19 protein-coding genes are annotated in these 22,838 nt (G+C 53.5%); 6 read left to right on the top strand and 13 right to left on the bottom strand.

From position 1 onward, the window contains the following. Positions 1-60 precede the first annotated feature (60 nt). The gene (locus OGV98_RS13560) at positions 61-2,016 is read right to left on the bottom strand and encodes a glycoside hydrolase family 127 protein (protein WP_202580931.1); all 1,956 of its coding nucleotides are present in this window, start codon (positions 2,014-2,016) and stop codon (positions 61-63) included. A 10-nt stretch (positions 2,017-2,026) separates the two neighbouring features. After that, on the bottom strand, positions 2,027-3,427 hold the full coding sequence (locus tag OGV98_RS13555; protein ID WP_102191052.1) for an MFS transporter: 1,401 nt from the start codon (positions 3,425-3,427) through the stop codon (positions 2,027-2,029). Between the two features lie 252 nt (positions 3,428-3,679). On the opposite strand from OGV98_RS13555, the gene OGV98_RS13550 reads away from it, so the two are divergent. Then, positions 3,680-4,495: a helix-turn-helix domain-containing protein gene (locus OGV98_RS13550; protein ID WP_136345988.1), complete on the top strand. Its 816-nt coding sequence runs from the start codon at positions 3,680-3,682 to the stop codon at positions 4,493-4,495. Positions 4,496-4,499: 4 nt separating this feature from the next. On the opposite strand, the gene araD is transcribed toward OGV98_RS13550, so the two are convergent. The 8 genes from araD to yiaK all read right to left on the bottom strand — a co-directional run bounded on the left by araD (position 4,500) and on the right by yiaK (position 12,074). Then, positions 4,500-5,195 (bottom strand): L-ribulose-5-phosphate 4-epimerase, encoded by a 696-nt coding sequence (gene araD / locus OGV98_RS13545; protein WP_202580932.1) that lies wholly within the window; start codon positions 5,193-5,195, stop codon positions 4,500-4,502. Continuing rightward, a complete protein-coding gene (locus OGV98_RS13540; RefSeq protein WP_003024218.1) occupies positions 5,189-6,049 on the bottom strand; it encodes an L-ribulose-5-phosphate 3-epimerase in 861 nt (286 codons plus the stop codon). Before OGV98_RS13540 ends, araD begins: the two co-directional genes overlap by 7 nt. Beyond that, positions 6,042-6,704 carry a 3-keto-L-gulonate-6-phosphate decarboxylase UlaD gene (gene ulaD, locus OGV98_RS13535; protein ID WP_003837682.1) on the bottom strand — a complete coding sequence of 221 codons (663 nt, stop codon included), beginning with the start codon at positions 6,702-6,704 and terminating at the stop codon, positions 6,042-6,044. Before ulaD ends, OGV98_RS13540 begins: the two co-directional genes overlap by 8 nt. Then, entirely contained in the window at positions 6,704-8,206 is a 1,503-nt protein-coding gene (locus tag OGV98_RS13530; RefSeq protein ID WP_286551611.1) for an FGGY-family carbohydrate kinase, read from the bottom strand. The genes ulaD and OGV98_RS13530 overlap by 1 nt, the downstream gene beginning before the upstream one ends. Before the next feature lie 97 nt (positions 8,207-8,303). After that, complete coding sequence (locus tag OGV98_RS13525; RefSeq protein ID WP_003837687.1) at positions 8,304-9,623, bottom strand: MFS transporter; 1,320 nt, start codon at positions 9,621-9,623, stop codon at positions 8,304-8,306. A 31-nt stretch (positions 9,624-9,654) separates the two neighbouring features. Further along, positions 9,655-10,587: a DUF4862 family protein gene (locus OGV98_RS13520; RefSeq protein WP_130715272.1), complete on the bottom strand. Its 933-nt coding sequence runs from the start codon at positions 10,585-10,587 to the stop codon at positions 9,655-9,657. 12 nt (positions 10,588-10,599) lie between these two features. Continuing rightward, positions 10,600-11,064: a YhcH/YjgK/YiaL family protein gene (locus tag OGV98_RS13515; RefSeq protein WP_016151153.1), complete on the bottom strand. Its 465-nt coding sequence runs from the start codon at positions 11,062-11,064 to the stop codon at positions 10,600-10,602. Between the two features lie 11 nt (positions 11,065-11,075). Beyond that, positions 11,076-12,074, bottom strand: coding sequence for a 3-dehydro-L-gulonate 2-dehydrogenase (gene yiaK / locus OGV98_RS13510; RefSeq protein ID WP_202580933.1), 999 nt, complete (start codon positions 12,072-12,074; stop codon positions 11,076-11,078). Between the two features lie 217 nt (positions 12,075-12,291). Here yiaK and yiaJ point away from each other — a divergent pair, with 217 nt between their 5' ends. Together yiaJ and OGV98_RS13500 are read left to right on the top strand one after the other, a co-directional pair. Further along, positions 12,292-13,107, top strand: a complete 816-nt coding sequence (gene yiaJ, locus OGV98_RS13505) for an IclR family transcriptional regulator YiaJ (RefSeq protein ID WP_003024237.1) — start codon at positions 12,292-12,294, stop codon at positions 13,105-13,107. A gap of 117 nt (positions 13,108-13,224) precedes the next feature. Continuing rightward, positions 13,225-13,698 (top strand): 4Fe-4S dicluster domain-containing protein, encoded by a 474-nt coding sequence (locus OGV98_RS13500; RefSeq protein ID WP_210943835.1) that lies wholly within the window; start codon positions 13,225-13,227, stop codon positions 13,696-13,698. Between the two features lie 34 nt (positions 13,699-13,732). Here the strand turns inward: OGV98_RS13500 and avtA are convergent, their stop codons facing one another. Both avtA and malS read right to left on the bottom strand, forming a co-directional pair. Further along, positions 13,733-14,983 carry a valine--pyruvate transaminase gene (avtA, locus tag OGV98_RS13495; protein WP_003837697.1) on the bottom strand — a complete coding sequence of 417 codons (1,251 nt, stop codon included), beginning with the start codon at positions 14,981-14,983 and terminating at the stop codon, positions 13,733-13,735. 176 nt (positions 14,984-15,159) lie between these two features. Then, a complete protein-coding gene (gene malS, locus OGV98_RS13490) occupies positions 15,160-17,190 on the bottom strand; it encodes an alpha-amylase (protein WP_202580935.1) in 2,031 nt (676 codons plus the stop codon). Positions 17,191-17,506: 316 nt separating this feature from the next. On the opposite strand from malS, the gene OGV98_RS13485 reads away from it, so the two are divergent. After that, positions 17,507-18,331 (top strand): protein bax, encoded by an 825-nt coding sequence (locus OGV98_RS13485; protein ID WP_003024247.1) that lies wholly within the window; start codon positions 17,507-17,509, stop codon positions 18,329-18,331. Between the two features lie 44 nt (positions 18,332-18,375). On the opposite strand, the gene xylR is transcribed toward OGV98_RS13485, so the two are convergent. Then, complete coding sequence (gene xylR, locus OGV98_RS13480) at positions 18,376-19,554, bottom strand: D-xylose utilization transcriptional activator XylR (protein ID WP_003024250.1); 1,179 nt, start codon at positions 19,552-19,554, stop codon at positions 18,376-18,378. 361 nt (positions 19,555-19,915) lie between these two features. Here xylR and xylA point away from each other — a divergent pair, with 361 nt between their 5' ends. Both xylA and xylB read left to right on the top strand, forming a co-directional pair. Then, positions 19,916-21,238: a xylose isomerase gene (gene xylA, locus OGV98_RS13475; protein ID WP_202580936.1), complete on the top strand. Its 1,323-nt coding sequence runs from the start codon at positions 19,916-19,918 to the stop codon at positions 21,236-21,238. 71 nt (positions 21,239-21,309) lie between these two features. After that, a complete protein-coding gene (xylB, locus tag OGV98_RS13470; protein ID WP_202580937.1) occupies positions 21,310-22,764 on the top strand; it encodes a xylulokinase in 1,455 nt (484 codons plus the stop codon). The last annotated feature ends 74 nt before the right edge of the window (positions 22,765-22,838 follow it).

The following is a 22,838-nucleotide window of genomic DNA, read 5'->3' as shown; positions in this document are numbered from 1 at the left end:
GGGCAATCTTTTCATGAGACATTGACGGATGGGGGCTAACCGCCGCCATCCGCCTTATTATTACTGCTCGTTTATCCAGATACGCATTTCGCCTTCACCACGGTTTGCCCAGCTAAACCACGGAATAAACGTCAATGTATGCGCCTGACGCGAAGTTGGGGAAACATCGTAGTGCCACAACGATTGTTGTGCTGCATCGGCTGCACTTTGCTTCACACCTTCAGCCTGAATTAACATTTTATGGCTGAACAATCCCTTACCTTCGAATACTCTGAACTCACTCTCTTTTGGCAACCACAGATTATGCAATTCCTCGCCGTTGTCGGCCTGCTCCAGGCAATATACCAGTGGCCCACGCTGAATGGCGACCTTACCGGCAACATGACGCACTAATGGATTTCCGTATACCCGACGCACCGGCATTGGCAGGGTCAAACTGAGCGTATCGCCTTCCTGCCAGGTTCGACTGATGTGCAAATAGCCTTTGCGAATATCCTGCTCAACCGACTGACCATTCAACAAAACCTGCGGCGCGGAGCACCAGTCTGGCAGGCGCAGAGCCAGGGTGTGATAAACCGACTGCGGTGATTCGATGGTGATTTTTACCTGCTCATGCCATGGGTAATCTCCGCTAATACGCAGTTTAAGCGAGCCGTTTACAACAGGGACCTCCATGCTATTGCCCACGTACATATTGATATACAGCGCGTCCTGACGCGGTGTATAGATGTAGTGACCAATTGAGGTTAACACGCGGGCGATATTCGGCGGGCAACAGGCGCAGCCAAACCAGCGCTGACGAACGGGTTTCACGTGGTCATAAATATGATTGAATTTTAATGATTTAGGATGTACTTCCAGCGGGTTCACATAGAAGAAGTGCTTGCCATCGAGCGCCATCCCGCCCAATACGGTATTATACAGGGCGCGCTCCATCACGTTGGCATACTGGCTGTCGGCTTCCATTTCCAGCATTCTGCGGGCGAACATCATCAGGCCGATAGAGGCGCAGCTTTCCGCATACACGGAGTCGTTGGGCAGATCGTAATCGCAGCTAAACGCCTCGCCGCTGCTTTGTGAACCGATCCCGCCGGTAATGTACAACTGGCGCTGGGCCATGTTTTTCCACAGACGCAGGCAATCCTGACGCTTGCCTTCGTCCTGGCTTAAGCGTGCCAGATGAGCGACGCCGGTCATCAGGTAGACAAAGCGCACCGCATGCCCGATCGCCGTTTGCTGTTCTGAAATGGGCTGATGAGCCTGGCTATAGGGTTTATCCTTCACCATCCATGCCGGACCGTAAGTATGCCAGTAAGAGGTTTGGCCGCGCTTTTCGTACTCTTCGTCATAGAAATGGGGCTGTGCGCCGCGCTGTTCCACAAAGTAATTTACCAGCGCCATATAGCGTGGTTGCTGGGTCACTTCGTATAAGCGCATTAACGCCAGCTCGATCTCCGGGTGTCCTGGGTAGCCGCGCAGTTGATTCTCCCCGAGTCCAAACACGCTGTCGATGTGATCTGCCAGGCGACACACCACCTCTAACAGACGGCGTTTACCCGTCGCCTGAAAGAACGCGACGCCTGCTTCGATCAAATGACCTGCACAGTACAACTCATGACACTCAGCGAGGTTGCTCCAGCGTTCATCCGGTGCTTTCACTGTGAAGTACGTATTGAGATAGCCATCTTCGCACTGGGCGGCCGCCACCAGTTCAATGACTTCATCGGCCGTTTTTTCAAGTTCCGCATCGGGTTTCTGGCACAGGGACCAGGCAACGGCCTCCAGCCACTTTGCTACGTCGCTATCCTGAAAAACCATGCCGTAAAATTCGCCATCCTGCAGGCCCGCGGCGATACGGAAATTCTCTATCGCATGACTTGGTTCCGCCTCTGCAATGCGGTCATTGAGCGCATCCCATTGATAGGGGATCACCACGTCACGCACCAACTGCTGATATTGTCCGAGGAACGGATCGCTGACGGTGAGCTTATGCAGGTCGACTTCCAGTACGTTCATTTCGTGCTCCTTAAGGCTGTACATGACGCTGACGCAGATCGGTGGCAATGCGCGACATCATCGGATTATTGAGTTTGCAGATGCGGATGGACAGCGCCAACAGCAGGTGGAACAGTGCGGGAAGCAGCGTCTCCATCGCGGTAATTCCTTGCAGCGAGCTGGCGGTTTGGTTACCAGCGCCTGGCTGATAGGCGACAAAAATAAACAGCAGGCTGATGATCCCCGCACTTGAGGCCCAGGCCAGCTTGATGAAAAACAGATTGAAGGCGAAATTCATGCCGGAGGAACGTACGCCGGTTTTCCACTCGCCGTAATCGTCGGCGAAGGCCATCAGTGAGAAGTGCAACGGCAGCGTGAAGCCTAAAATAATGCCGTTACCGAGGATGACTGCCAGCCACAGCGTCTGATAAGCCGGGCCGGTTGGCAGGAACCACATCAGTATCGCCAGGGCCGTCAGCACCAGATTGGTGTAGTAATAGAGTTTGACGGTATCGATGCGGCGGGTCAGGGGGCTGACAATCACTGAACCGATGATGGACGCGAAAGTGACCATGGTGAAAAACAGCGACGTATAGGCGGTGCTGCCTTCCAGCACGTAGGTAATAAAATACATGTACCCGCCGCCGCGAATATTAAAGACGTTGATCAGCAGGAAAGACATTACCAGCATCAACAATAGCTGATCGTTTTTGCGCAGCCCTCCAATGTGTTCACGCAGGGTAAATTTCCCCATCATCGCCAGCGGTACACGCTCGCGAACCCAGAAGAAACAGCACAGGAACATCACCACCGCGATGGCACACAGGATGCCCACGCCAAACTGATAACCCTGTGCGGCATTGCCCTGACCCAGAATATCCACCATCCACGGCAGACCAACGGAAACCAGGAATCCCGCCACGCCGCACAGCACAAAGCGCCAGGACTGACAGGCGATCACCTCGTTATGGCGGGTCGTCATGGTGTTGATCAGCGCACAATACGGTACGTTGATGGCGGTATAGCCGACAGAGAGCAGGAGATAGGTGCCGAATGCCCAGGCGATCTTGACCCCCATGCTGGTGTCCGGGACGGTAAAAGTGAGCACGCCAATAATACCGATCGGAATCGCAACCCACAGTTGCCACGGGCGAAAGCGCCCCCAGCGGCTTTGCGTACGGTCGGCTAGCACACCCATGATGGGGTCGGAAATGGCGTCAAATACACGCAGGGCAATAAATAATGTGCCGACCAGCGCAGGCGTTAACCCGAAGACATCGGTGTAGAAAAATGTCAGGAAGTTCATGATCAGGCAGGTAATTACTGTCCCGCCAGCATCGCCTAGTCCATAACCAATTTTTTCACGCAGGGATAATTTGTCGTCCTGGGCACGCTGTGCCAAATCAGATGTTGTAATCGGAGCCGAAGTCATAAATAACTCCCGGAGAGGATGTTCAGAAAGTATCCCGCTACGTTGCGGGTTATTTGTTTGTAATTTGCAAAATACGTTATTTATTCTGCACGAAATGTTTGGGTCAACAAGGGAAGAGAAAAGTATAAAAAGATGACAATTCCGACTTCATTATAAAAATGTGATTTCGATCCGGCGGAAAGCAGGTTTATCGTGAATAATCAATGATAAAGATCGGTTTAAATAATGTAGAAAGCGGGAATTTGAATATATATGCTCGAATTATCCATGTCTCTTCCGATTAAAGTGCAAAATGGTGGGCTATTTATTTCCCGGGGCGTGGGCAGTCATCCTGCGCGACGATTGCAATCCTGGGAAATTATCTTTGTTGAAAAAGGGACATTAACGATTCGCGAAGGCCAGACAGTTTTTTGCGTGAATGCCGGAGAAAGTTTGCTGCTGTGGCCGCAGCGCTTGCATATTGGCGTTGGGCAATTTCCGGCTGATTTGAAATTTTACTGGCTGCATTTTGAGGTGACGGCAGAAAACGACGCATCAATAACGGAACCGTTACTTGCTATCCCTCAACATACCCGGGTGGGCGAGCCCCAATATATTATTTCGCTGTTTCGCCAGTTCTTACGCGAGCAGGAAAATATTCATCGCAGCATGGCGCTGGAACTGATCCTGCTGCTGATTTTGCAGCAAATATCCGCAGCCGCCTGCGAGCAACCTGTCGACAGCCCCGGGAATGCGTTGGCCTGGAAAGCGCAGCAAATCATTCACACCCGGTTCCACCTGCCGATTTCCGCCTCAACGTTGGCGAAAGAGCTGCATTGCAATGCGGATTATCTGGGGCGCGTTTTCCGTGGCGCTTTCCGGCTGACGCTAACCGAAGCGTTGCACCGTCAGCGGGTAAGGGCGGCAGAAAAACTGTTAATCAGCGATTCGCTGTCGCTAACCGAGGTGGCGATGAAATGTGGATTTAATGATGTGGGTTATTTTCGCAAAATATTCCACAAGCACACCAGCCTGACGCCCGCGGCGTGGAAACGGCGCTATTGCAAAGAACATATCAATAGCGCCTGACCCGCTATTGTCCGTAATACGCATTCGCCCCGTGTTTGCGCAGATAATGTTTATCCAGCAACTCAGACTGCATATCCGGCAACTGCGGGGCTAACTGGCGAGAGAACAACCCCATGTAGGCGCACTCTTCGAGCACCACAGCGTTATGCACCGCGTCTGCGGCGTCTTTACCCCAGGCGAACGGTCCGTGGGAGTGCACCAATACCGCCGGAACCTGCAGCGGATTGAGATCGCGCTGCTCGAAGGTCTGAATGATCACCTCTCCGGTTTGATATTCATATTCGCCGTTGATCTCTTCAGCGGTCATTAGACGCGTACACGGAATAGAACCATAGAAATAATCGGCATGCGTGGTGCCCCATGCAGGGAGATCCAGACCCGCCTGCGACCAGATTGTCGCGTGGCGAGAATGGGTATGGACGATCCCGCCGATCTGTGGATAACGACGATACAGCGCCAGATGGGTTGGCGTGTCGGACGACGGTTTTTTGTTGCCTTCCACTACGTTGCCGCTGGCAATATCCACTACCACCATGTCGTGGGCGGTCATCACCTCATATTCCACGCCGGATGGCTTAATCACCATCAGTTTACGTGTTTCATCCACTGCGCTGACGTTGCCCCAGGTAAAGGTGACTAAGCCATGAGCCGGGAGCGCCAGGTTTGCCGCCAGCACCTCGGCTTTCAGTTGTTCTAACATGGAAATCCTCCTTCCTGCATGCGTGCTTCTATCCAGCGCCGTGCCTGGATAATTTCCAGTACCGGCTCCTTCGCTTTTTCAGTCCACATTTCAATCAGAAACGACCCGCGATAGTTCAGCTGATGCAGCGTTTTGAAGATGCCAACAAAGTCCACGCACCCTTCGCCAAACGGCACATCGCGAAACTGGCCCGGATGAGTTTCGGTTACCGGCAGCGTGTCTTTCAGATGGATAGCAGCGATGCGGTCAATGCCCAGCGTCAATTCGGCAGTGACGTCATTCCCCCAGGCGCTGAGGTTGCCCACGTCCGGATAAACGGTGAACCACGGCGATGACAGCATTTCATCCCACTTTTTCCACTTGCTGATCGAGTTCATAAACGCGGTATCCATGATTTCTACCGCCAGCATCACCTGCGCGGCAGCGGCTTGCTCGACTGCCCATGCCAGCCCTTCGGCAAAGCGCTGCTGCGTTCCTGCGTCATGTTCTTCGTAATAGACGTCGTAACCAGCCAGTTGAATAGTGCGGATACCCAGATCGCGCGCCAGACGAATGGCTTTGCTCATTATTTCTCGCGCCCGCTCACGCACGGCTTCATCGCGGCTGCCAAAGGGAAAACGACGGTGGGCGGACAAGCACATTGATGGGATCGCCACGCCGGTTTCCAGCATCGCGCTCACCAGCGATGCGCGCTGAGCCGGACTCCAGTCGAGACGCGACAGACGTTCATCGGTTTCATCCACCGACATCTCGACGAAATCAAAACCGCAGCTTTTTGCCAGCACCAGCCGTTCCGGCCAGGAGAGGTCTTTCGCCAGCGCTTTTTCATAGATACCTAATGGATGATTACGCATGCTGTGTTCCCCAGATGGCGTCGATTTGCGCATGGAACTCGCCAGCAACCTGCGCTGGGTTTTGCGCTCCCGCCAGCGCGCGCCCGGCAATAAAAGCTTTGACGTTAATATCGCGAAACAACGACAGATCGGCGGGCGTGATCCCACCGGTAATCGACAGTTCCAGACCAATATCAGAAAGCGCCTTCATGCGCGCCAGGTCTGCTTCTCCCCACTGTTGTCCGCTGGCCTGAGCATCGCGGCCACGATGGTAAATCGCCTGGCGAACGCCAACGCGATACCAGTCGCGGGCATCATCCAGCGTCCAGTTGCCGAACAGCTCCATCTGAATTTCGCCGCCGCAGGACTGCGCGATGCCATGACCTTTCTCTACCGTCGCCAGCGGCGCAGCACAGATAATGGTCATCCAGTTTGCACCTGCTCCAAAGGCTTGCTGCGCGAGGGTTTCGCCCGCATCGGCCACTTTCCAGTCGGCGACGATGATTTTATTCGGGCACTGGGCACGCAGTGCTTTCACGGCGCTCAGCCCTTCGGTTAAGCAGAGAATCGTCCCCGCTTCAACGATATCGACGTTCTCTTGTAGCAGCGCGACGTCGCGTTGTGCGGCTTCAAGGCTGGTGTGGTCGAGCGCCAGTTGCAGTAATGGTCGACTCATCATTCGTGCTCCTTAATGCGGGCGTGGTAGCCCTGTAGTGCGGTAATTAAATCCAGGTATTGGCGGTATTTACGCTGGTAGCTCGCCTGCGCGGCGGCGTCCGGCAATAGCGTGCGTACCGGGTGCTGTAGGCTGCGCTGGGCGTCGCTGAAGTTGGAATAAACGCCGGTGCCGACGCGGGCGGCGAGCGCAGCGCCAAAGCAACCGGTCTCTTCAATCTGTGGCAATTCGATACGTAAACCGCTGACGTCTGCCAGCATTTGCATCCAGATGTCGGAGTGCGCCGGACCGCCGGTGACACGCAGGGTCTGCGCCTTCGTAAAACGTTCGCGCATGTGGTTGAGGTGGGTCATGTGGCTAAAAACCACGCCTTCGTAGATGGCCTGTAATAAGTGGGCGCGAGTGTGTATTGCCTGCATGCCATAAAAGCCGCTGGTCATCTCCAGCCCGGCGTTGCTGCCGTACAAAAAGGGCAGGAAGAAAAGCTCGCTACCGGCTTTCGGTAAGCTGGCGACGGCCTGATTGATCTCAGCAAAAGAGAGTTCGCCCCACTGGGCGGTAAACCATTCCAGATTGCCGGAAGAGGTCGGGCTAGCTTCGTGAACGATGTACTGCCCGTCGTTGACATAGCGCCCATAAACATAGGGATGGGCCTCGTGGTCGCGCAGACCGTGAGCGATCCCGCTGGTGACGGCCCAGGTACCCATCACCGCGTTGAGGGTGTATTCATCTTCGATACCGGCGCAGAGTGCGGTGGAAACCACATCAAACAGTCCGCCGACGACGGGCGTGCCCGCCGCCAGACCGGTTATGGCGGCTGTCTGAGCGGTGATTTCCCCGCATATTTCTGCTGAGCCGACAATCGGCGGTAGCGCATTGTCGATCTCACTGATGCCCAGCCACTGGGTCAGGCGCGAGTCGTACTGACCCGAAGTCATGTTGTAGAGGTTCGACTCGGAGATATTGCTCTCTTCACAGCCTTTGACGCCGGTTAAGCACCAGCGCAGATAGTCATGGCCCATCATGACGCAGCCAATTTGCGCGTAACGGTGAGGTTGATTCTCTTTCACCCAGCGCAGCAATGATGCCGGATGCCCGGTCCACAATGTCTGGCGGGTGACCGGGTAGAGCTGCTCAGGGATCCCATCCTGCTGCCAGCGCTGAACGATGCCCATCGCCCGGCGGTCGGAAGAGAGGATGGCATTGCCCAGCGGTTTATCCTGCTTATCGAGAAGGAACAGGCCTTTGCCCTGAGCGGAAATACCGACGCCTTTGATTTGATCGCCGCAGACGCCGGTGCGCGCTAACAGCCCGGCGATCGTGGCTACACACTGTTGCCACAACTGGTGCATATCGCGTTCGGCGTAACCGGGCAATGGCGATGCGGTCTGCAACGATTGCCGGTTAATGCCATGTTCATGACCTTTGGCGTCATACAACCCGGCTTTCAGATACGTACCGCCACAATCAATACCCAGCCAGAAGGTCTCTTTCTCACTCATCTTGTTATCTCATTTTTGCCGGATGGCGCTGCGCTTATCCGGCCTGGGACGGTTGCTACCTGTAGGCCCGGTAAGCGAAGCGCCACCGGGCATTGTTTTACGCTGTACGTTTATGTGGATTCAGTGTCTTTAGCGGAGCGGCACCGGCGTCGCATTTGGCTGGCAGCAGCAGCGCCATCAGCGCGGCCAGAGCCAGTGAGATAGCCAGGCAGTAAACCCCCGCATCTTTGCTATACAGGGTGATGAGTACGCCGACCGCATAAGGACCGCAGAAGCCGCCGAGGTTGCCCAGCGCGTTGATGACTCCACGCGCGCCACCGGCCATTTCCGCACTGAACAAACGCGCCGGAATGGTCCAGAACACGCCCGCTGCCGATTGCAGGAAGAAGCCGCAGCCGACCAGCGCGGCATAAGCCAGCCAGACGTTATTTTTCAGCGCCACGGAAAGGAACATGCACAGGGCAAAGCCAATCAACGGCAGGCAGACGAACAGCTTGCGTTTGCCGGTGCGGTCAGAGAGAGAAGAGAACAGGAACATCCCGGCAATGGCCCCGACGTACGGCAGAATGGCGAGCATACCGACCTGTCCCATACTGCTGTGCGTCAACTCTTTGAGAATGGTCGGCAGCCACAGGGTGTAACCGTAAATCCCGGTCTGATAGAAGAAGTTCAGCGCGATGAGCTGCCACATGGTTTTATCGGAAAGCACCGCGCCCAGAGAGGCATTTTTGACTTCCGTTCCGGCAATGGCTTTTTGCTCGGCGGCCAGCGTTTCGACCAGGTAATTTTTCTCGGCCTCAGAGATCCAGCGCGCCTCCTGCGGACGGTCGTAAACGGTATAGGCCCACAACACCAGTACAACGACGGAAAGCAAACCTTCAATGATGAACAGCCAGCGCCAGTCGAGAACGGTGATAATCCAGCCCGAGAGCGGGGCGGTAATGATCCCGGCAATCGGCACAAACATAATCACAATCGCATTGGCGCGACCACGCTCGGCGTCGGGGAACCAGTTACTGATCATCGTCAGCACCACCGGCAGCATGCCGCCTTCGGCAACGCCGAGTAAAAAGCGTAGAACCAGCAGTTGGTACTGATTAGTGATTAACCCCGTGAGGACGGAAATAACCGCCCAGGCAACCAGCGACCAGCCGATAAATTTCTTGCCGCTGCCGTGAACGGCAATTTTTCCGCCGGGAACCTGTAAAAACAGATAACCGATAAAGAAAATACCGCCAGCCAGTCCTGCCATGGTGGCGGAAATACCTAATTCCTCATCCATTCCGCCCGGCATCGCGAAAGCGATATTGACGCGGTCCATATAAGAAATAATACAGGCGATGAGAATAGGTGGAATAATCCGCAGCCAGCGCTGACGGGGTATATCTTTGAGTGTAGGGCGAGAGGTCATGTTCATATTAATATTCTCGTAGAGTAGTATTTTATTTTTATAGTTTTGCTTTATTTAATGCGGCGATACCGTCGCGCAATATTGCTACGCGATGGTTCACATCTGCATTGGCGTTTATTTCCAGCAATTTAATACCGGCAAATTGCAATGGTTCGGCTTTTGCGCAGGCGAATAATTCGCGGGCATGGTCGGTGGTCATCAGGCTTTGTGGGCAGAATGGGGCAAACGGCGCATGTAAGTCCTGCCACTCGCCGTATTCCCCCGCAAGCGTGGTACCGGAGAACATCAGCGCGCCCAGTTTTCCAGCCCGTTTGGCCTGCTGCGTGTGGGCCAGCGCCAGGGCGGGGTTCTGCCCTTCAATGGTCGATCGCGCCCAGTTAATGCACACGCTGATGTCATACCCGGCAATGACCTCCAGCACATTGTCTAACGGCAGAAAGCCTTTGCGTGGCGCAATGCCGGTCATGGCATCGCAATGTTCCAGCACCAGATCGCAGGACCAGTCCCAGGAGGTAATCTCTTTCAGCGAACGGGCAAACGCGTCGGTGGCCTGTGCAACATTTGGGTTGCTGGCATTGGGGGCGGCATGCAGTTCCAGCGCAATCACTTTTCCGGCGTGTGCCGTATTGATATGGTTGATTTTCTGCTGCAGATGACGGTAATACGCCACGCTGGCTTTACGCTGTTCTTCGTCGCTGGAGGCCAGCCCAAAAGCGCTGTTTGCGCCGCGACGGCGCATGGTTTCCATAATGGCGGTGACCACGATTTGCCAGTCGCCCGGCGTATGACGTAATAACCATTCGTCGCCTAACGGGTGAAGATGTTCAAGGCAGGGCTGCTCCAGACCGCGAATATCCGGAGTATCGGCGAGCTGTCGCCAGAATTCCTTCTCTTCCTCTTCACTCTTTTGATGAAATGAGGGTGCACAGGGGTACGCACCGATAATATAACCGGCATTATTAACGCTCATGTTGTGCTCCTTTTATAAAACTGAAATAGCAACCTTCACAACTATTTTGCGGATCGCCGTGGCGACAGTTTTATGACATGCAGGACGGTGAACATCCTGCGGGAAAAATATGGCGTAGCTTCCCGGAATCATTTCAATGAAAGATTCATGTTCGCTGGCGTGATAAAAAATAATATCGCGCTGTTCTAATAACGATTCGCTGATTTGGTTATTCCCGGTATCAATCGCGATCCCGATTTTCTCTTCGCCCCAGGCCAGAAATTGAATATCCAGGTAGCGGCGATGCACCTCCGGGCGATTTTCGGCAACGTCACGCGTGGTTAAATCGATAACCTGCGCGAAGATATTTTTACCGTCGATTTCTACCACGCCCGGTTCCAGATTGCGGAAGTCTGTGCTGCGCAGAAAGTCGAGTGCCCTTTCAATCGCCGCGGGTAAACGACATGGGTTAGGCTGAGCGATATGTCCAAAGATCATACTCTGACTCCTTACAACGCCTGAATTTTGGCCCAGACGCTGTCATCAACGGTGATACCGTTGCGGCGGTTTTCTTCCAGCAGCTTTGTAAACTCGTGGCCCGGCAGACGGACAGGTGTGTTTTCATCGGCGCGTTCGGCGGAGGTGATGAAATCCATAATCCGCTGTAGCTTGGCATCACGGGTGGCGCCATCGATCAGCTTGTCTACTTCAATGGCGATGAAAATCTGTGAAACGCCATATTCATCGCTGTTGTCCTGGGTGACCTCGGCCACGGAAGAACCGTCTGAAAGCAGGGTGGCGATCATATCCAGCACAATCGACAGACCTGAACCTTTCCAGTAACCCATTGGCAAAATACGGCGGTTTTTCTCGATAACGCCAGGTTCTCTGGTGAGGTTACCTTCATCGTCGAACCCGCCGTCCACCGGCAGTTCGCGACCGGCCAGGCGATTCACTTCCAGCATGCCGTAGGAGAACATCGACATCGACATATCAACCATGGTGATTGGCGATGAGGGGATCGCGACGATCAACGGGTTAGTACCAATGCGGCACTCTTTCGAACCCCACGGCGGCATGACGGCAATCGAGTTAGTCCAGCAGATACCGATGTAACCTTTCTCCGCCGCCTGCCAGCCATAGCTGCCGCCGCGCATCCAGTGGTTGGCGTTACGCAGTGCGACTAGGCCAATACCGTGATCAGAGGCCAGCTCAATGGCTCGGTCCATCATCTTTTTCGCCGTCAGATTTCCGATCGAACGCTGGGCATCCCATTGTTCAATCGCTCCCAGGCTAGTAATGCGTTGCGGTTTGGCCTCAGGAATGATGTCGCCGTTATCTAATTGCTGAATAAAACGAGGAAAACGATTCACGCCGTGCGAATACACGCCGGACTCGGTGGTGCGCGCAAACATTTCGGCACAGGCATCGGCGGTTTCAACGGCGATACCGCGTGCCAGTAGTACCCGATTGAACGCATCTTTCAACTGCTCAAAAGTGACTTTCATTCCTGTTTCCTTGTTTAAATTTGATCGCTTTTTTATCTCTAAATTTCACTATGCGAAATCTGATTTCAAATATAGCGATCAAGTTTTGACAGATCAACGGGGTGGTCTATTTTTTAAAATCATCAAAATCAAATAGTTGTGTTTTTTCGGTTCAGATCGTGAACTGAAACACACTTTGCGCTACCATCAGAGCGCGACGAAAAGGGGAGCGGAAGCGATGGGCACAAAAGAGAGTGAAATGACGCAAGACAAAGAGAGGCCGGCCGGAAGTCAGAGCCTGTTCCGTGGTTTGATGTTGATTGAGATTCTGAGCAACTATCCGAATGGTTGCCCGTTGGCGCATTTGTCTGAACTGGCAGGGCTGAACAAAAGTACTGTGCATCGACTGCTGCAAGGGCTGCAATCCTGTGGGTATGTCACCCCCGCGCCAGCGGCAGGGAGTTATCGCCTGACCACCAAATTTATTGCCGTGGGTCAGAAGGCGTTGTCGTCACTGAACATCATCCATGTTGCTGCGCCGCACCTCGAAGCGCTGAATATCGCCACCGGTGAAACCATCAACTTCTCAAGCCGTGAAGATGACCACGCGATTCTGATTTATAAGCTGGAACCGACGACGGGCATGCTGCGTACCCGCGCTTATATCGGCCAACATATGCCGCTGTATTGCTCGGCGATGGGTAAAATTTACATGGCGTTTGGGCATGCGGATTATGTGGAAGCCTACTGGGAGAGCCATCAGGATCTTATTCAGCCCCTGACCCGCAATACCATTACCGGTTTACCGGCGATGTACGACGAATTGGCGCAGATCCGCGAAAGCAGTATGGCGATGGATCGGGAAGAGAACGAACTGGGCGTTTCCTGTATTGCCGTGCCGGTGTTTGATATTCATGGTCGGGTGCCGTACGCGGTGTCAATTTCACTCTCTACCTCGCGACTTAAGCAGATAGGGGAAAAAAATCTACTCAAGCCACTACGGGAAACCGCGCAGGCGATTTCAAATGAGCTGGGTTTTACCGTTCGCGATTAGGCAGAGATCCATAGTTATTCAGGCACCTGACAATATTTAACCGTTTCCCCTGTCCGATCAAAGCGACAAGGGCGACCTCTCTGGCACTCTGTGGTTTTCACGCAGAGGGAGGGGACAATGAACGCGTTTATTATGGCGGATGCGGCAAAATGTATTGGGTGTCGTACCTGCGAAGTTGCCTGCGTCGTCGCGCACCAGCAAAACCAGGACTGTGCGTCGGTCTCTTCTTCTGCGTTTATACCGCGGATTCGGGTAATCAAAGATGACGCCTTTACAACGGCGGTCGCCTGCCATCAATGCGAAGACGCTCCCTGTGCAAATGTTTGCCCAACGCACGCCATTCGTCGTGAACATGGGCATATCTTCGTTGAACAGACACGTTGTATTGGTTGTAAAAACTGTATGCTGGCCTGCCCGTTTGGGGCAATGAATGTCGTTGCCCGTTCGTCGCGGGTGCAGGCGATAAAATGCGATTTGTGCTGGCATCGTGAGACGGGGCCAGCGTGTGTAGAAGCCTGCCCGACCAGCGCGTTGCAGTGTATTGATGCCGTCAGTATTCAGCGACAGCGTCTGCGTTCACAACCGCTGTGAAGTGAGCCCGACCCGCACTTGGGTCGGGTTTGCGTTAGCCTTCCAGCCAGGCGCGTTCGATCTCTTCAGCCAGAATCTTCACACCAGCTTCGATTTTCTCTGGTTCTGGCACGTAGTTCATCCGCATGCACTGATGGGTATGCGGCCAGGGTTTATCCAGCCCCGGGAAGAAGTAGTCGCCGGGAACCATCAGTACGCCGCGCGCTTTCAGGCGCTGATACAGCAGTTCAGTCGTGATGGGCAAATCTTTGAACCACAGCCAAAGAAAAATCGCGCCCTCTGGTTTATGGATAAGGCAGCGATCTTCTGACAAGTAGCGGCGAATAATCGCAATCGTCTCCTGAACGCGCTGATAGTAAAACGGTTTAATTACCGTTTCGGACAGGCGCAGTAGATCGTTACGTTTAATCATCTCGCACATCATCGCCGGTCCCATCCCGCCAGGAGCAAGGCTGATGATGCCGTTCATATTGGTAATCGCAGTGATGATTTTTTCATTGGCGATAATGATGCCGCAGCGGGAACCTGGCAGACCCAGTTTGGAAAGGCTCATGCACAGCACAATGTTGGGGTTCCACAGCGGACGCGCTTCGCTAAAGATGATGCCAGGGAATGGTACGCCATAGGCGTTATCAATCACCAGCGGGATCCCATGCTGGTTGGCCAGCCGGTCCAGCTTCATCAGCTCGTCGTCTGTGATCACGTTGCCTGTCGGGTTAGTGGGGCGTGACACGCAGATCATCCCTGTCTCTTCACCGATGTGCAGGTGTTCAAAATCAACGTGATACTTAAACTGGCCTTCCGGTAACAGTTCGATGTTCGGACGTGCGGAGACGAAAAGATCTTCTTCTAGCCCGGAATCGGCATAGCCAATGTATTCCGGGGCTAATGGGAATAACACTTTTTGCGTTGTTCCGTCAGCGCGGCGTCCGGCGAACAGATTGAATAAGTAGAAAAACGCGCTCTGACTGCCATTTGTCAGTGCAATATTTTGTGGCTCAATATCCCAACCCTGCTTCTCACGTAGCAGTTTCGCCAACTCAGACAGGAGCTCGGTTTTCCCTTGCGGACCGTCATAATTGCAAAGCGCATCAGTGGCTTTGCCGTTTGCCAGCATATCTGTCAGCAGAGACTGGAAGTAATTTTGCATCTCTGGAATTTGCGCCGGATTACCACCGCCGAGCATGATGGCGCCTGGGGTGCGTAAACCGTCGTTGAGGTCCTCCATCAGGCGGGTGATGCCTGAATGGCGGGTAAATTTGTCGCCAAAAAGTGAGAATGTCATAGCAGGGGGTCTGTCGAACTGAGTAGTAAAGTGGCTAACCATAGCGCTACCCATGGCAGGGTGCAAATCAGGGGAAGCGGACCGGATTGATGTTTTGTGCTGCAGATGTTTGCCTGGCTGGTTTTTTATTTTGTGTTGGGCTTCCCGCCGTATGCACAGCGGGAAGCCTGTTGGGATCAGGGCTGGCCGGCCCACACCACCATCACCTTATCGTCGCCATGCTCGCGGATAAATCCGTATCCCTGCTTCAGGGTAAGCGTAGTCTGTTTACCGGCGCCGATGGCGGGATGTCTGGCTCGGAACTGACTGATGCGCTGCCAGTGTGCGACGCTGGCAGCAGATTTCCCGCTCACATCCTGCCAGTTCATTTCTGAGCGCGTGCCCTGCAATGGGTCTGAACCTGTTGGTCCAAAGGGTCTGGCCGACTCGTCGCCGTAAAAGAGTTGTACCGCGCCAGGCGCCAGCAGCAATAGCTCGGCGGCTTTGTCTCCACCTTCGCGAAACAGACGCGTATCGTGCGAGGAGAGATAGCTCAGGACGTTGAAATCCTGCAGTTTTTCAGCCATTTGTTGCCAGGTGACATCCATGTTTGCCAGACAATCGACGGCCTTTGCCGCCTGCTCCTGATAGTCGAAATTGATCATCGCATCAAAGCCGTGTCGGTAATAGTCGCTTTGCATCACGCCGTGACCCCAGGCCTCGCCGGTCATCCAGAAAGGTTTATCATCCAGCGCTTTATCCGGGTTGGCTTTCTTCCATTCAGCCAGCGCCGCGCTGGCCTGTGTTTTTAATTGCTGCCAGGCGGGAAGCTCGACGTGTTTGGCGGTATCAACCCGAAAGCCGTCAATCCCGTAATCACGCACCCACTGGCTGAGCCAGTGCGTCAGATAATCGCGGGGCGTGTAACCGGCAATAGCTTTAGCGTGCGTATCTGGTTTGTGCTGATAAAAGTTTGGCAGCCCGGAAGGTGTGGTGGATTCGGTTTTCAGATCGGGCAGGAAGGCCAGTGACATGGTCAGGTCGTCAAAGCCAGGATTGTCGTAATCGCCAATATCGGTACGGATCCAGTTTTTCCCCCACCATTTTTCCCAACCTGCTTTATCGCTGAAGTTGATGTAATCATTAAAGCTGTGCCAGCTTTGCCCGGCGGCTGGCTTCCAGTCCGTCCAGCGTTCACCGAACGTGTTTTTCAGTTCATCGCCCGACAAGTACAGCGCTCCAAACTGATACTCCTGCATATCCGCCAGCGTGGCGTAGCCGGTATGATTCATGACGACATCGAACAGGATACGAATGCCGCGCTGGTGCGCACCGTCAACCAGGGCACGCAGGTCAGCTTCATTACCCATATTCGCATCGAGCGTGGTCCAGTCCTGAGTGTAATAGCCGTGATAAGCGTAGTGGGGGAAATCGCCTTTGGTGCCGCCGCCGACCCAACCGTGAATTTGCTCAAACGGTGCGCTGATCCACAAGGCGTTGACGCCCAACTGTTGCAGGTAGTCGAGTTTACTGGTGAGTCCGCGCAAATCGCCACCGTGGAAAGTGCCAATTTCCTGCATGCCGTCGTTGCGACGTCCGTAGCTGTGGTCGTTGCCTGGGTCACCATTTACAAAGCGATCCGTCAGAACGAAATACACCGTAGCGTTATGCCAGTCGAAAGTAGCCGGGGCATCGGTTTCTGCCCGTTCCAGCAGCAACAGCCCGTTACTGGCTGCGGCAGGCTGTAGGGTAATCGACCCATTCTTTACGGTTGCCGTTTGTTTGCTGTAGTAATCGCGCACCACGACACCTTCCGGAAAGGTCTGGCTCACATCCAGTGTTAACGGCGAACCATCCCATTTCGGGCACTGGCGAATCTGGGTCGTGACAGGGTCTGCGGCGCTTTTTACCGAAAGCATCAACGTTGGCGTTCCGGAGCGGGTATCGACTTCCAGCGTGTAATCGCCGTCTTTGAATAAACGCCACTGCGGCGGCGCGCCTTCACACGGTTTTAGCGATAGCATCTGGTTGAGTTTTATCGCATCAGCAGGCTGCCAGCACTGTTGGTCAAAATTCAGGATTAAAGGACGAGTACCCTTCGTCAACGCTGCATGGCTGACGAATTTACCCGTACCTTCCGCTTCGAAGTTGGGGAGTCCCTGAGAAGTCCATGATGAGGCGATGGCAATGCCGGGCATGAGCGCCAGCGCAACGGCGGCAAGTTTCATAATGCTGTCCTTGGTGCTGCTGTTTTCGCCAGTTTGCCAGTGAAATCAGGCTGGAAACTCATCCTTTGAGTCGATTCCGCCAGGAGGAGAAGTGAGGGTGAGCGATCGCGTTCAAAAAATGAACTTATTTTGCGATAACCTCCACATTTTCTTCGAATTAATGGTGCCCTGAACCGTTAATGCGTGACATAGTTTCAGAATTGGACTATTCCTTTGGGTGCTCTTGACGGCTATTTTTGATATGATTTGAGATTCATCTCTCATTTTTGTGAAAAATATAAGGTGTTGGAATGTATAAATCCGACCAGGAGACCTAATGATATTGACTCCCATTCGACGATATGGGGCAATGATTCTTATGTTACTCACCGTTGCATTTTCGGGTGAGGTGCTGGCAAAGACACACACGGCGACAACGAGTCACAAGCCCCAGATAACCAAGGCAAGTAATAAACAGGTTAGCAGTAAACAAGAGTATTCTCGCAATAGTGCAAAGAGTAGTTCACTTCCTGATTTGCGAAAATACCCTTCCGGAACACCAAGGAAAAAAGCGTTTCTCCGGACGGTTATGCCTTATATTACCAGTCAAAATGCTGCCATTACTGCGGACCGTAACTGGCTGATTTCAAAACAGTACCAGAATCGCTGGTCACCGACTGAGCGTACGCGTATGAAAGACATCGCGAAGCGCTACAAGGTGAGCTGGTCTGGCAACACGCGTAAAATTCCGTGGAATACACTGCTTGAGCGCGTAGACATTATCCCGACCAGTATGGTGGCAACCATGGCTGCGGCCGAAAGCGGCTGGGGTACGTCGAAGCTGGCGCGTAGCAACAACAACCTGTTTGGCATGAAATGTGGCAAAGGTCGTTGTAACAATGCCCCTGGTAAGGTGAAAGGCTACTCACAGTTTGAATCGGTGAAAGAGTCGGTGAATGCTTACGTCATCAACCTGAACACGCACCCGGCTTACTCTTCTTTCCGTAAATCACGTGCGCAGCTGCGTAAAGCCGATCAGGAAGTCACCGCTACCGCGATGATCCATAAGCTGAAGGGTTATTCCACTAAAGGACAGAGCTACAACAACTATCTGTTCGCAATGTATCAGGATAACCAGCGTTTAATCGCCGCGCATATGTAATTCTGTGTGCCGGATGGCGGCTTCGCCGTATCCGGCAATAATCCTCACAGCAACACTTCGCTGTTCACATCGCGATACTCTTTTGGCGTCGTGTCGTACTCTTTCTTGAAGACTGAATAGAAATACTGCAGAGACGGATAGCCACACATCTGTGAAATTTCGTTGATTGAAAGCGTGGTAGAAATCAACAGACTGCGCGCTTTTTCCAGCTTTTCGGCATGAATCACGGCGTGGATAGTCTCTCCGACCTCTTCTTTAAAACGCTTCTCCAGATTTGAACGTGAAATCCCTACTGAATCAAGAACTTGCTCAACCTTAATCCCTTTGCAGGCATGATTGCGGATAAAGTGCATCGCCTGAATGACGGCAGGATCGGTCAAGGAGCGGTAATCGGTTGAGCGCCGCTCAACCACGCGCACCGGAGGAACCAGAATGCGTTGCAGCGGCAGCGCCTCATTCGCCAGCAAGCGGTGCAGAAGTTTTGCGGCCTGGTAGCCCATCTGCCGGGCTCCCTGAGCCACGGATGACAGCGCTACCCGTGATAAGTAACGGGTCAGTTCTTCGTTATCTATTCCTATCACGCATAGCTTTTCCGGTACCGGGATATGTAGGTGCTCGCAGACCTGCAGGACGTGTCGTGCCCGCGCGTCGGTGACCGCGATAATGCCGGTTTGCGGCGGCAACGTTTGTAGCCAGTCTGCCAGACGATTTTGCGCGTGCTGCCAGTTTTCCGGCGCAGTTTCCAGTCCCTGATAGACGACGCCTCGGTACTTTTCTTTAGCCACCAACTGGCAAAAGGCATATTCACGTTCTGCGGCCCAGCGTTTACCGCTTGAGGAAGGCAGGCCATAAAACGCAAAACGGTTAACCCCTTTCTCTTTCAGATGCAGAAAAGCGCTTTCTACCAGCGCGTGGTTGTCGGTAGCAATGTAATGTACCGGGGGATAATCTTGCTCCCGATGGTAGGAACCCCCAACGCCGATGATCGGAACATCGACATCGGCAAGTAATTGCGCAATGTCATCATCGTCATAATCGGCAATAACGCCATCGCCTAACCAATCTTTAATATTATCGATACGGGCGCGGAAATCTTCCTCAATGAATATATCCCACTCGGATTGCGATGCCTGTAAATATTCACCCACTCCTTCTACCACCTGACGGTCATAGGCTTTATTGGCATTGAATAACAGAGTGATGCGGTGACGTTTATCAAACATAAGAACCTGTCCTGGAAAGGTTAACGTGGGCCTGTCGATACTAGCAAAACCGCCGGTACGACTGCTTGATGAAGCGTGACAAATTTCCTGATTGCCTGAGGCCAGGCAAAATTTACATACTGTCAGCGGGATGACAATTGTCATTTTTCATCTGCGCATTACGGTTTTTTGTTTAATGGCTAACCTTCGATCGCGATCGCTTTTTTATTTCGTTTTTCAGCGTGTTTTTTTGGGAGCCAGCGCACGTTTGGGTATTCTCTTAATAGCGGTGTGAAATAACGTAATTGAGCAATAAATCAGGAAATTCCAGTATAGCCATATCGCAGTTTACTTACCGTATTACCTGATTATGGAGCTTATTATGCCGGCTTATTTTGACCAACTCGATCGTGTTCGTTTTGAAGGTGCTCAATCCACTAACCCGCTCGCATTTCGCCATTACAATCCTGACGAAATCGTGTTGGGCAAACGTATGGAAGATCATCTGCGTTTTGCTGCCTGCTACTGGCATACCTTCTGCTGGAACGGTGCGGATATGTTCGGTATGGGCGCTTTCGATCGTCCGTGGCAGCAGCCTGGTGAAGCACTGGCGCTGGCGAAACGCAAAGCGGACGTGGCATTTGAGTTCTTCCACAAGCTGAACGTGCCTTACTACTGCTTCCATGATGTGGATGTCTCGCCTGAAGGGGCTTCACTGAAAGAGTACAAAAACAACTTTGCGCAGATGGTTGATGTGCTGGCGGCAAAACAGGAACAGAGCGGCGTGAAGCTGCTGTGGGGAACAGCAAACTGCTTTACCAACCCACGCTACGGCGCGGGTGCGGCAACAAACCCGGATCCAGAAGTGTTCAGTTGGGCCGCCACGCAGGTGGTTACGGCCATGGATGCCACGCACAAGTTAGGCGGTGAAAACTACGTTTTGTGGGGTGGTCGTGAAGGCTATGAGACGCTGCTGAATACCGATCTGCGTCAGGAACGTGAGCAAATTGGTCGCTTCATGCAACTGGTGGTGGAACACAAACACAAAACCGGTTTCCAGGGCACTTTGCTTATCGAGCCGAAACCGCAGGAACCGACCAAGCACCAGTACGACTACGATGCGGCGACCGTCTACGGCTTCCTCAAGCAGTTCGGTCTGGAAAAAGAGATCAAACTGAATATCGAAGCTAACCATGCCACGCTGGCGGGCCACTCGTTCCATCACGAAATCGCCACCGCTATCGCGCTGGGTCTGTTTGGCTCTGTTGATGCCAACCGTGGTGACGCGCAGCTGGGCTGGGACACTGATCAGTTCCCGAACAGCGTAGAAGAGAACGCGCTGGTGATGTACGAAATCCTGAAAGCGGGCGGTTTCACCACCGGTGGCCTGAACTTCGATGCCAAAGTGCGTCGTCAGAGTACCGATAAATATGATCTGTTCTATGGTCATATTGGCGCGATGGATACCATGGCACTGTCGTTGAAAATTGCGGCCCGTATGATTGAAGACGGTGGTCTGGATCAGCGCGTGGCAAAACGTTATGCCGGTTGGAATGGTGAGCTGGGCCAGCAAATTCTGAAAGGGCAGATGACGCTGACGGAAATTGCGCAGTACGCTGAACAACATAACCTGGCGCCGGTGCACCAGAGCGGTCATCAGGAATTGCTGGAAAATCTGGTGAACCATTATTTGTTCGACAAATAACGGGTTTCTGAGAACGTCCGTAAGCCCGGTCAGCTCGCGCTACCGGGCCTTTCTTTAAGGAACGATGCCTTATGTATATCGGGATAGATCTTGGCACATCAGGCGTAAAGGCCATCCTGCTCAACGAGCAGGGGGATGTGGTCGCTTCGCACACGGAGAAACTCACCGTCTCGCGCCCGCATCCGTTATGGTCTGAACAAGACCCTGAGCAGTGGTGGTCGGCAACGGATCGGGCTGTGAAAGCGCTGGGTCAGCAGCATTCGCTTCGCGAGGTGAAAGCGCTGGGGATTGCCGGACAGATGCACGGCGCGACGCTACTGGATGAGCAACAGAAGGTATTGCGTCCGGCTATTCTGTGGAACGATGGTCGCTGTGGTGAAGAGTGCGTGATGCTGGAGAATCAGGTTCCGCAGTCTCGTGCGATCACCGGCAACCTGATGATGCCTGGCTTTACCGCGCCAAAACTGCTGTGGGTGCAACGCCACGAGCCGGAGATTTTCAACCAGATTGATAAAGTCCTGCTGCCGAAAGATTACCTGCGTTTGCGCATGACCGGTGATTTTGCCAGCGATATGTCTGATGCGGCAGGGACAATGTGGCTGGATGTCGCGAAGCGTGACTGGAGCGATGTCATGCTGGCTGCCTGTAAACTGACTCGCGCACATATGCCTGCGCTCTATGAAGGCAGCGAGATTACCGGAACCTTGTTGCCAGATGTCGCTAAAGCCTGGGGAATGCAGGAGGTTGCGGTTGTTGCCGGAGGTGGTGATAACGCGGCGGGGGCGGTTGGCGTAGGCATGATGAATGCCGGTCAGGCGATGCTTTCGCTGGGGACATCCGGTGTCTATTTTGCGGTGAGTGATGGTTTCCTTAGCAAACCGGAAAGTGCGGTTCACAGTTTTTGCCATGCTTTGCCTGAGCGATGGCATCTGATGTCTGTGATGTTAAGTGCGGCATCGTGTCTGGACTGGGCGGCAAAATTAACCGGACTGGCGAGCGTTCCTGCATTGATTGGCGCTGCGCAACAGGCCGATGAACACGCGGAGCCGGTCTGGTTTTTACCTTATCTTTCCGGTGAACGTACGCCGCATAACAATCCGCAGGCCAAGGGCGTATTTTTCGGTCTGACGCATCAGCATGGTCCGGCAGAACTGGCGCAGGCGGTGCTGGAAGGTGTGGGGTTTGCGCTGGCTGACGGTATGGACGTGGTACATGCCTGCGGCGTGCAGCCCGCCAGCATTACGTTGATTGGCGGCGGGGCGCGCAGTGAATACTGGCGTCAGATGCTATCTGACATCAGCGGATTGCAGCTGGATTATCGTACCGGCGGTGATGTCGGCCCTGCACTTGGTGCGGCGCGACTGGCGCAAATTGCCATGAATCCGCAGCGGCCTTTATCAGACCTTCTGCCTCAGCTTACGCTGGAACAAGCGCATTATCCTGACGCCGGGCGCCACGCGCTTTACCAACAACGTCGGGAAACCTTCCGCCGAATCTACCAGCAGTTGCAACCGCTGATGTCCTGATCCTCGTTCCCCTCTGGTAAACAGAGGGGATTTATCAAATGTATATTTCAATCCAATAAATAGTTAGTACGCAT

The sequence above is a fragment of the Citrobacter sp. Cf136 genome, assembly GCF_030333815.1.
Classification (GTDB): domain Bacteria; phylum Pseudomonadota; class Gammaproteobacteria; order Enterobacterales; family Enterobacteriaceae; genus Citrobacter; species Citrobacter freundii.
Note: the sequence above shows the minus strand (reverse complement) of the source record. Positions and strands in the feature narration are given on the sequence as shown.

Coding starts and splice junctions, on each gene's coding strand:
- OGV98_RS13560 (WP_202580931.1), bottom strand. CDS start 2,016: ATGAACGTACTGGAAGTCGACCTGCATAAGCTCACCGTCAGCGATCCG.
- OGV98_RS13555 (WP_102191052.1), bottom strand. CDS start 3,427: ATGACTTCGGCTCCGATTACAACATCTGATTTGGCACAGCGTGCCCAG.
- OGV98_RS13550 (WP_136345988.1), top strand. CDS start 3,680: ATGCTCGAATTATCCATGTCTCTTCCGATTAAAGTGCAAAATGGTGGG.
- araD (WP_202580932.1), bottom strand. CDS start 5,195: ATGTTAGAACAACTGAAAGCCGAGGTGCTGGCGGCAAACCTGGCGCTC.
- OGV98_RS13540 (WP_003024218.1), bottom strand. CDS start 6,049: ATGCGTAATCATCCATTAGGTATCTATGAAAAAGCGCTGGCGAAAGAC.
- ulaD (WP_003837682.1), bottom strand. CDS start 6,704: ATGAGTCGACCATTACTGCAACTGGCGCTCGACCACACCAGCCTTGAA.
- OGV98_RS13530 (WP_286551611.1), bottom strand. CDS start 8,206: ATGAGTGAGAAAGAGACCTTCTGGCTGGGTATTGATTGTGGCGGTACG.
- OGV98_RS13525 (WP_003837687.1), bottom strand. CDS start 9,623: ATGAACATGACCTCTCGCCCTACACTCAAAGATATACCCCGTCAGCGC.
- OGV98_RS13520 (WP_130715272.1), bottom strand. CDS start 10,587: ATGAGCGTTAATAATGCCGGTTATATTATCGGTGCGTACCCCTGTGCA.
- OGV98_RS13515 (WP_016151153.1), bottom strand. CDS start 11,064: ATGATCTTTGGACATATCGCTCAGCCTAACCCATGTCGTTTACCCGCG.
- yiaK (WP_202580933.1), bottom strand. CDS start 12,074: ATGAAAGTCACTTTTGAGCAGTTGAAAGATGCGTTCAATCGGGTACTA.
- yiaJ (WP_003024237.1), top strand. CDS start 12,292: ATGGGCACAAAAGAGAGTGAAATGACGCAAGACAAAGAGAGGCCGGCC.
- OGV98_RS13500 (WP_210943835.1), top strand. CDS start 13,225: ATGAACGCGTTTATTATGGCGGATGCGGCAAAATGTATTGGGTGTCGT.
- avtA (WP_003837697.1), bottom strand. CDS start 14,983: ATGACATTCTCACTTTTTGGCGACAAATTTACCCGCCATTCAGGCATC.
- malS (WP_202580935.1), bottom strand. CDS start 17,190: ATGAAACTTGCCGCCGTTGCGCTGGCGCTCATGCCCGGCATTGCCATC.
- OGV98_RS13485 (WP_003024247.1), top strand. CDS start 17,507: ATGATATTGACTCCCATTCGACGATATGGGGCAATGATTCTTATGTTA.
- xylR (WP_003024250.1), bottom strand. CDS start 19,554: ATGTTTGATAAACGTCACCGCATCACTCTGTTATTCAATGCCAATAAA.
- xylA (WP_202580936.1), top strand. CDS start 19,916: ATGCCGGCTTATTTTGACCAACTCGATCGTGTTCGTTTTGAAGGTGCT.
- xylB (WP_202580937.1), top strand. CDS start 21,310: ATGTATATCGGGATAGATCTTGGCACATCAGGCGTAAAGGCCATCCTG.